Annotated in this window: 5 protein-coding genes; 2 read left to right on the top strand and 3 right to left on the bottom strand. The window is 63.0% G+C overall.

Annotated elements, in window-relative coordinates:
• Positions 1–12 precede the first annotated feature (12 nt).
• A complete protein-coding gene (locus tag AB4059_RS13975; protein WP_498979684.1) occupies positions 13–822 on the bottom strand; it encodes a ferredoxin--NADP reductase in 810 nt (269 codons plus the stop codon).
• Positions 823–989: 167 nt separating this feature from the next.
• Positions 990–2,675 (bottom strand): ABC1 kinase family protein, encoded by a 1,686-nt coding sequence (locus AB4059_RS13980; RefSeq protein WP_498979686.1) that lies wholly within the window; start codon positions 2,673–2,675, stop codon positions 990–992.
• Positions 2,676–2,750: 75 nt separating this feature from the next.
• Between AB4059_RS13980 and AB4059_RS13985 the strand changes: the two genes are divergently transcribed.
• A complete protein-coding gene (locus AB4059_RS13985) occupies positions 2,751–3,287 on the top strand; it encodes a DUF488 domain-containing protein (RefSeq protein WP_498979687.1) in 537 nt (178 codons plus the stop codon).
• A gap of 567 nt (positions 3,288–3,854) precedes the next feature.
• On the opposite strand, the gene AB4059_RS13990 is transcribed toward AB4059_RS13985, so the two are convergent.
• Complete coding sequence (locus AB4059_RS13990; protein ID WP_498979689.1) at positions 3,855–4,478, bottom strand: TolC family protein; 624 nt, start codon at positions 4,476–4,478, stop codon at positions 3,855–3,857.
• A gap of 353 nt (positions 4,479–4,831) precedes the next feature.
• Here AB4059_RS13990 and AB4059_RS13995 point away from each other — a divergent pair.
• Positions 4,832–8,816, top strand: a 3,985-nt coding sequence (locus tag AB4059_RS13995; RefSeq protein WP_498979691.1) for an RHS repeat domain-containing protein, incomplete at its 3' end; no start/stop codon positions are given.

Raw genomic sequence — 8,816 nt, forward strand, 5'->3', positions numbered from 1 at the left:
GTGGGGAACGCGCTACTTCTCGACGAACGCGCGCTCGAACACGAACTCGCCGGGCACGCCGATGCGTGGCGCGGCGCTGAACCCGCGGCCATCGAAGAGCGCGCGGAAGTCGGCCAGCATCTGCGGGCTGCCGCAGACCATCGCGCGGTCGTGCGCCGGGTCCAGCGGCGCAAGGCCGAGGTGCTCCATCATCCGGCCGCTGGCCATCAGATCGGTCAGGCGCCCGCGTTGGTCCTTGCCGTCGACGGCGAAGGGCTCGCGCGATACCGCCGGGTAATACAGCAATTGCGCGCGCACCTGGTCGCCCAGGAATTCGTGTTGCGGCAATTCGTTGACGATGTAGTCGCGATACGCCAGGTCGGCGGCGTTGCGCACGCCATGGCAGAGGATCACGCGCTCGAAGCGCTCGTACGTCGCCGGGTCCTTGATCACCGCCAGCCACGGCGCAAAGCCCGTGCCGGTGCCGAGCAGGTACAGGTTGCGGCCCGGGTGCAGGTCGTGGATCAACAGCGTACCCGTGGGCTTGCGGCCGATCAGCACCGTGTCGCCGGGGCGGATGTGCTGCAGGCGCGAGGTGAGCGGGCCGTCGGCCACCTTGATGCTGAAGAACTCCAGTTGCTCTTCCCAGTTCGCGCTGGCGATCGAATACGCGCGCAGCAGCGGGCGGGTGGCGCCGTCGGCTTGTTCCACCGGCAAGCCGATCATGACGAACTGGCCGTTCTCGAACCGGAAGCCGTCGTCGCGCGTGGTGGTGAAACTGAAATAGGCGTCCGTCCAGTGACGGACATCGAGCACGGTTTCGGTGCCGAAGGGGGAGGACATTTGCTGGGGGGCGGGTGAAGCGTGGGGGTGTGAATTCTAAGGGAATGGGGAATGGGGAATGGGGAATGGGGAATGGGGAATAGGGAATAGTTGATTCGCCGCAGGTCGCCATCGCCTCAAATCGCCCCGGTCCAACGATTCCCCATTCCCTATTCCCCATTCCCGCTTCACCGCGTCCCCCTTTCCTCCTTCGGCCGTGCCTTGTGGTCGCGACGGAACGAGCTCCAGACCAGCAGCAGCCCGAGCACCGTCCCCAGCAGGAACAACACCAGCGCCAGCGCCGGGTAGCCGAACAGGCGCGCCCCCGCCGTGTCCACGCGCATCAGCATCGCCGAAGCCAGGATCAGCGCGGCGGTGATCACGCCGGCGGTGATGCGGTTGGCGATCTTCTGCAGGTTTTCCATCAGCTGCGAGTCGTCCAGGCCGCCCAGGTGCACGATCAGCCGGTTCTCGGAGATCAGCGACAGGATGTCGGAGATCTTGCGCGGCGATTCGCGCAACAACGATTGCATCTCCAGCACTTCGCCGGCGATGTTGGCCGGCGAGAAGGACTGCCGCATCCGCTCTCGCATCACGTGCTGGATGTGGTCTTCGGTGATCCGCTTCACGTCCAGGTTGGGCTGCAGCGCGAAGGCCACCTGTTCCAGGTTCAGCAGCGTCTTGCCCAGCAGGCTCAGCTCCGGCGGCGTGCGCAGGTTGCAGGCCGTGGAGATGCGCACCAGTTCGATGACCAGCCGCCCTTCGGACATCGACTGCGAACCGGCGTGCGCGGCGTAACGCGCGACGAGTTGGCCGATTTCGCGCTGGAAGCGTTCGTGTTCGAAGTCCTCCAGCCGCGTGCCCATCGCGATGGCTTCGCTCGCCACTTCCTCGCCGCGCCCGTCGACCGCGCCGAACAACAGCTTGAGCAAACGCTCGCGCTGCTTGGGCGGCACGTGCGCGATCATGCCCAGGTCGAACAGGCCCAGGCGCCCGTCGTCGGTCACCAGCATGTTGCCGGCGTGCGGGTCGGCGTGGATTTCGCCATGCACGAACATCTGGTCGAGGTAACCCTGCATGAGCGCCTTGCCCAGCAGGCCCATGTCCTGTTCGGTGCGCCGCACGCCGGAAATCGCGGTCACCTTGACACCGCGCACCAGGTCCATGGTCAGCACGCGCACCGAGCACAGGTCGCGCACCGGCTGCGGGACGAACAACTCGGGATAGTCCTGGAAGTGCTCGGAGAAGCGTTCGAGGTTGTCGGCTTCGACGCGGTAATCCAGTTCGGCGAACAAGGCCTTGCGGAATTCGTGGACCCAGTCGGCGAAGCGCAGGCGCCGTCCGATGTCGGTGATGCGGTCGGCCTTGTCGGCGAAGGAGGCGATGGTGTCCAGGTCCATGCGTACCTGTTCGGCGACGAAGGGCCGCTGGATCTTCACCGCGACCTCGCGCCCGTCGCGCAACACCGCGCGGTGCACCTGCGCGAGCGATGCGCTGCCGATCGGCGTTTCGTCGACCGATGCGAACACCTTGTTCATGCGCACGCCGATCTCGCTCTCGAACACCGCGCGCACGATTTCGAAAGGCACCGGCGAGACTTCGTCCTGCATGCGTTGCAGCGCGGTGATGTAGGCGGGCGGCACCATGTCCGGCCGCGTCGACAGCGCCTGGCCGATCTTGATGAAGGTCGGGCCGAGGGCTTCGAGGTCGTCGACGAATTGTTCGGCGTTGCCTTCGCCCGGTTCCAGCGTATCGATGCTGGCCGCCGCGCTGTCGAGGTCGATGCCGGTAAAGACGCCGGCGCCGCGGTATTTCAGCAGGAAGGCGATGATCTGCGCGCTGCGGGCCAGGCTCACGGGGGTATGTCCATTCATGTGGACCAGCCTAGTCGCGGGGGCGTCAACGGGGTTTCACCGTGCGTGGGGCAGGCGAGCCGCTAGCATTCGGGGATGCGCACCTTGTGGACCATCGGGCATTCGACGCGCGAGTGGGCGGTGTTCGTCGGGATGCTCGATGCGGCGGGGATTCGCACGTTGGTCGATGTGCGGCGGTTCGCGGGGTCGCGGCGGAATCCGCAGTTCTCCGGGGAGACGATGGCCCGGACGCTGCCGCAGGCGGGCATCGCTTACGTGCCGATGGTCGATCTCGGCGGGCGGCGCACGCCGGCGGAGGATTCGCCGAATACGCGGTGGCGGAATGCGAGTTTCCGCGGGTATGCCGATTACATGGAGACGCTCGGGTATCGGGATGCGCGTGTTGCGTTGGCCAGGCTTGCGGGTGCGTCACCGACTGCGGTGATGTGTGCGGAGGCGATGTGGTGGCAGTGCCATCGTGGGTTGATTTCGGATGACTTCAAGGCCGATGGGTGGGAGGTGGTTCACCTTTTGTCGCCTGGGCGCAGTGAGGAGCATCCGTATACGGGGGCGGCGTTGATCGTCGATGGTCGGTTGAGTTATGCCGAGCCTGCGAACGGTTCGCTTTTTTGAAGGTCTGTCGGTGAAGCCCGCTCGAAACCGATTGGCGCGCCGCCCGAACGTGTGAAGTTCCAAATTTTTTTGGGAAAAGAATTTGAAACTCCCCACGCTGGGGCATCACCATTCGGGTCGCTTCGATCCTTGGGTTTCGCTCGGGCATTGATTGGGGGCTGCAAAGCAAGCTTTGCAGACAGCCGATCGTTCAAGCGCGGGTGTCCTGCTTGACGTTCTCACTTACCAAGAACGTAACTGCCTCATCATTGGTCAGGCGTCTCGCAGTGGGCAGTCGACTTCAGGAGGGCCTCATTGGGGCGGCTTCTCCTGGGCAGCGGCACTTGAAATAGCCAGCAGCCACAATACTGAAGCTGACGTCGCACGCTCTCCCGAAAACGATCAGCTCCCTGCAAAGCATGCTTTGCAGCCCCCAGAAAATGCCCGAGCGAAAGCGCACTGATCGAAGCGACCCGCAAGGTGATACCCCAGCGTGGGGAGTTTCAAATTTTTTTCCCAAAAAAATTTGGAACTTCACACGTTCGGGCGGCGCGCCAATCGGTTTGGAGCGGGCTCTACCGGCGCAACTCAGCCGGACCCTCTCCCCAACCCCCCTCCTGGCGGGAGAGGGGCCTCCTGCGCCTGCAACTGCACCCGCTCGGCATCGAGCACCTCGAACAAATCGACTGCACCGGCCTCATAACGCACGCGAGCAAGACGCGCCGCATTCGCACTGTCCAGCGCAGCCTGCTCACGATGCCCATCCTCGACGCGCGCCCGATTCTGGCGAATCAACGCATTTTCCGTGTCCTCCAGCGCAAGCAACACCGTCTGCCGATAACGTGCGAGCTCACCTTCGGCATTCGCATCCGCCGCGGCAATGCGCGCACGCACGCGGCCGACATCGAGGAACGACCAATCGATGCCGAGCGCGACCACGCGCGTCTCGCTGTCGCGCTCGAACAGATTCCCGGCATCCACCGACTGACTACCGATCAACCCGCCGAGCGTAAAGCGCGGAAACAGATCCGCAGTCGCCACACCGATGCGCGCCGTCGACGCATGCAGCCGTTCTTCCGCGGCAGCGACGTCGGGACGCCGCCGCACGATGTCACCCGGCGTCCCCGCGTCGATCTGCTCCGGCAAAGCGGGCAGGGGCGCGGGCTGATCGAGCTGCGCGATCAAGGCCTCCGGCACGCGGCCGGTGAGCACCGCGATGCGATGTTCGGCGAATGCGACCTGTGCTTCGAGTTGCGGAACGATCGCGAGTTGGCGCGCCGCTGGGGCATCACCTTGCGGGTCGCTTCGATCAGGGGCACTCGCTGAGGAAATCCTTGATGGCTGCAAAGCAAGCTTTGCAGATAGCCGATCGTTCTTAATCGAGCAAGCCCGACAGCGCTTCGCAGCGCCACTAGTAGTGAGATTTGTCCGCCGAGCAACGGGCAGTCGTCTGCTTGGTTGCACGCCAGGACGATTGCAGGATCGCCCATACGAGTGGTCGCTTTTTTGATTAGGGGCGATGCCGCATCCGGCGACCCTCGCGAACTTCGTTGATTGGGGACTACATGTACAAGGATCTATCTGCGCTGCTGCTCGTAGCATGCGTCGCGTTGCTTCCTACGGCGTCCGCTCAGGACATCACCATCCCCCAGGAATACGGCAAGGTCGTCAAATCGGCGGAGGTCGTGGGTGCGTTGGGTGCCGACCTGTTCGGCGAGGAGACCAATTTCTTTACGGGTACCACCGAGTTCAAGGTGACCGACGTCAGCCTGCCGGGCAAAGGGCTAGTACCTGTCAGGTTCGGACGTCGTTACGAGGTGACCGACAAGACTGGATCCTATGGGGCCGCGCAGGTTCGTCCTACCCTCCCGTTCGGCGACTGGGAATTCGACATTCCCCGCCTGCATGGCGTGTTCGGGCAGACCGGCTGGATCAGCAGCATCGGGAATGGCAGTCAGCGGTGCACGGTGTCGACTCCCCAAGAAGGCGCGCCGCCCTATCTCACCGGCGGGCAAGGCGGCACGTTTGCACCGAGCGAGTACTGGCACGGCAACAGCATGTACGTGCCTGGTGCCGGCGATCAGGAAATGCTGGTCGTCACGTCAGACAACCCGAACAAGCCGACCGACGGCAAGAGCTATCGTTGGGTGACCCAACAGCAGTGGTATTTCTCGTGTCTGCCGAGCACTGCGCTGAACAACAACATTGCGGGTGAGGCCTTCCTGGCCACGGCACCGGATGGCACGCGTTACTGGTTCGACTGGATCGTGGAGCGGGCCGAGCCGCAAATCACCAAGGCTGTCGGGATGCCGCCGATTGATGGCGGATTCGCAGCCGCGGCGGCCGGACGCGCCAGCGCACAAAACAGCGATGCCACGACGATGGCATTCAACGGCTACCTCCTTCGTCGAAAGTCCGTCTCGATCTATCCCACCCGAATCGAGGATCGCTTCGGAAACTCGGTTGTCTATGACTGGGACCCCACCGTCAGGAGCCAGCTGCGCTCGATCGTGGCCAGCGATGGGCGTCGCATCGACCTGACGTGGGTGGATGGTCGCGTGGCATCGATGACGGATGGCACACGCAGCTGGACCTACGGCTACAGCGAGAGTGGCTCCACGTTGCTGTCCGTCACGTTGCCGGACGCGTCGAAGTGGCAATACAAAATCGGAGGCCTCGCTCGCGTTCACGCCGCCGACGATCAGGCTGAACCCCAGTGCTGGGGTTCGCCGATGAATCCGCAACAATCCACGTACACCGGCTCGATCACGCATCCGTCCGGAGCGGTCGGCACCTTTACGTTCAAGCCTACTTTGCATGGTCGATCGTACGTCGCCGACGCAGCTTGTGCGTGGGTCGGCAAGGGCCCGGGCCAGGGCGCTGTTTGGATCGCTCTGCATCCGATCCTGTACAGCAGCATCTCGATCATTTCCAAGCGGATCGAGGGCCCCGGCATTGCCACGCCCTACACGTGGATATACGTTTACGGTGCGGCCAATGGCAGCTATTCCAAGGACTGCCCCGGAACCAGCTGCCCGTCTACCAAAACGGTCGAAACCAGCGGTCCGGACAATCAGTGGACGCGCTACACCTTCAGCAACAAGTTCCGGCAAGGCGAAGGCAAGCTCGTCAAGACCGAAACCGGAACCGGTCCGACCAACATCCTTCGCACCGAAAGCACGACCTACCTGCTGAATCCCGCGAACCAGGCGTTCCCTGCACGCATCGGGGCGAGCCCGCACGCGCGAGGAGACCACTCGGCCGAACAACATGGGCCGGTTCTGCAACGTCAGGTGATCCAGCAGAGCACCACCTTCACCTGGCAAATCAATCAGGCGAATGGCATTTACGCATTCGACGCGTACGCCAATCCGCTGAGCGTGACGCGCTTCAGCTCGCTGGGCTACAGCAAGTTGGATACGACCGAATACAACAACAACACGAGCAAATGGGTGCTCGGCCAAGTCAAGCGCCAGACCACCGATGGGGTCGAGACCTCGCGTGCCAACTATCACGCGGTCACTGCCCTGCCCACGGCGACCTTCAAGTTCGGCAAGCCGGAATACACGGCGGGTTACCACGCGGACGGCACGCTTCGCCAGCTGATCGATGGCCGTGGCATCGGAACCAAGTTTTCGAATTGGTATCGGGGCGTTCCCCAACTTATCGAATACCCAGGCACGCCTGATCAACCGCTGGGCGCAAGCGTTGCGGCTGGTGCCAATACGCTCGGCCTGATCGACTGGGCCGAGGACGAGAATGGCTATCGGACGTGCTACAGCTACGACCCGATGGGTCGCTTGACAAGCATCTCCCATCCTTCGGAAACCGTCGATCACACTTGCGATACGCCGGAACTGTCGCAGCCGAAAAAATGGAACCAGACCACGCAAGCCTTCGAGTGGGTGCCTACGGGCGAGTACGGCATCGTGGGTGGGCACTGGCGGCAAACAATCAGCACCGGCAATGCGCGCAAGGTGATCTACTTCGACGCATTGTTGCGTCCGCTCGTGACGATGACTTACGACAATGCCGATATCGTCAAAACGCGAAGCGTTCACGTGTCGCGCTACGACGCTGGCGGCCGCGCCATCTTCAAGTCGTACGCATTGCCCACCTTGACGGATTACACGGCGATAACGCTTGGGACGTCCACTGCGTATGACGCATTGGGCCGCGTCACACAGATCAGGCAGAACTGGGAAAACGACGCGACGGGTCTCCTGACGACGACAATCTCCTATTTGGCCGGCTTTCAAACCAAGACCACCAACCCGCGTAGCCAGTCGACCACCACCTCGTACTACGTGTACGACCAGCCGACGCAGGACTTGCCGAAGGTCATGCTCCTCCCCGAAGGCGCGCGCACCACGATCCATCGCGACGTGTTCGGCAAGCCGACTTCGCTCGTGCGCAGCAACGCCGACAGTTCGGAATGGAGTGGTCGCTACTACGTCTACGACGCCAATCAGCAGCTATGCAAGCGCGTAGAGCTGGAGACCGGCTCAACGGCCATGGGATATGACGCCGCGGGCAACCTCGCCTGGTCGGCTGCCGGACTGCCGTGGTCGAGTACCACCGACTGCGCCATCGACACTACCGGCCGCCGCGCTGATCGGACGTACGACGCGCGCAATCGATTGAAGACTCTGCGCTTCCCTGATGGCGTCGGTGATCAGGATTGGACCTACACGCCGGATGGGTTGCCGGAGCAGATCACGACGTACAACGCCGTCAACGACGGCGCCCCGGTGATCAATTCCTACCACTACAATCGGCGCCGGTTGTTGGACGGGCAGGGTGAGTCGATCAGCCAGCCCGGTTGGTACACGTGGGGCCTTGGTTACGGTTACGACGACAACGGCAATCTGTCGACACACGTCTATCCCAACGGTGTCACAGTTGATTACGCCCCCAATGCGCTAGGCCAGGCGACCAAGGTCGGGACCTACGCGACTGGTGTGAGCTATTTCCCGAACGGTTCCATTGCCCGGTTCACCTATGGCAATGGCATCGTGCATGCGCTGACCCAAAACACGCGGCAGTTGCCCGACCGTAGAAAGGACGCATACGGCGCAAGCGTTACGCTTGACGACAGCTACGACTACGACGGCAATGGCAACGTGGCTGCAATCAGCGATGGCCTGGTCGGCGCGCGCGGCAACCGAACCATGACCTACGACGGGCTGGACCGCCTCAAGTCCGTGGACTCACCGATGTTCGGCGGGACGATTACGTACGGGTACGATACGCTCGACAATCTTACGGCCCTCGTCGATCCGACGCGAAACCTGCGCTACTGCTACAGCGCAGCGAAGCGCCTGGAGTTCGTCCGCAGCAACGCGACCAACTGCAACGACGGACTCGCAACAACGTCGCTGACGTACGACGTGCAGGGAAGCCTCGACAACAAGAACGGGCAGGACTTCGACTTCGACTTCGGCAATCGCCTGCGAGCCGTCACCGGCAAGGAAAGCTATCGCTATGACGGCCACGGCCGCCGAGCCATGGCTTGGGCGCCGGGGTATCCGAACGGCAACATCCTGTCGC

It is taken from the genome of Lysobacter sp. 2RAF19, assembly GCF_052115395.1.
GTDB lineage: Bacteria > Pseudomonadota > Gammaproteobacteria > Xanthomonadales > Xanthomonadaceae > Noviluteimonas.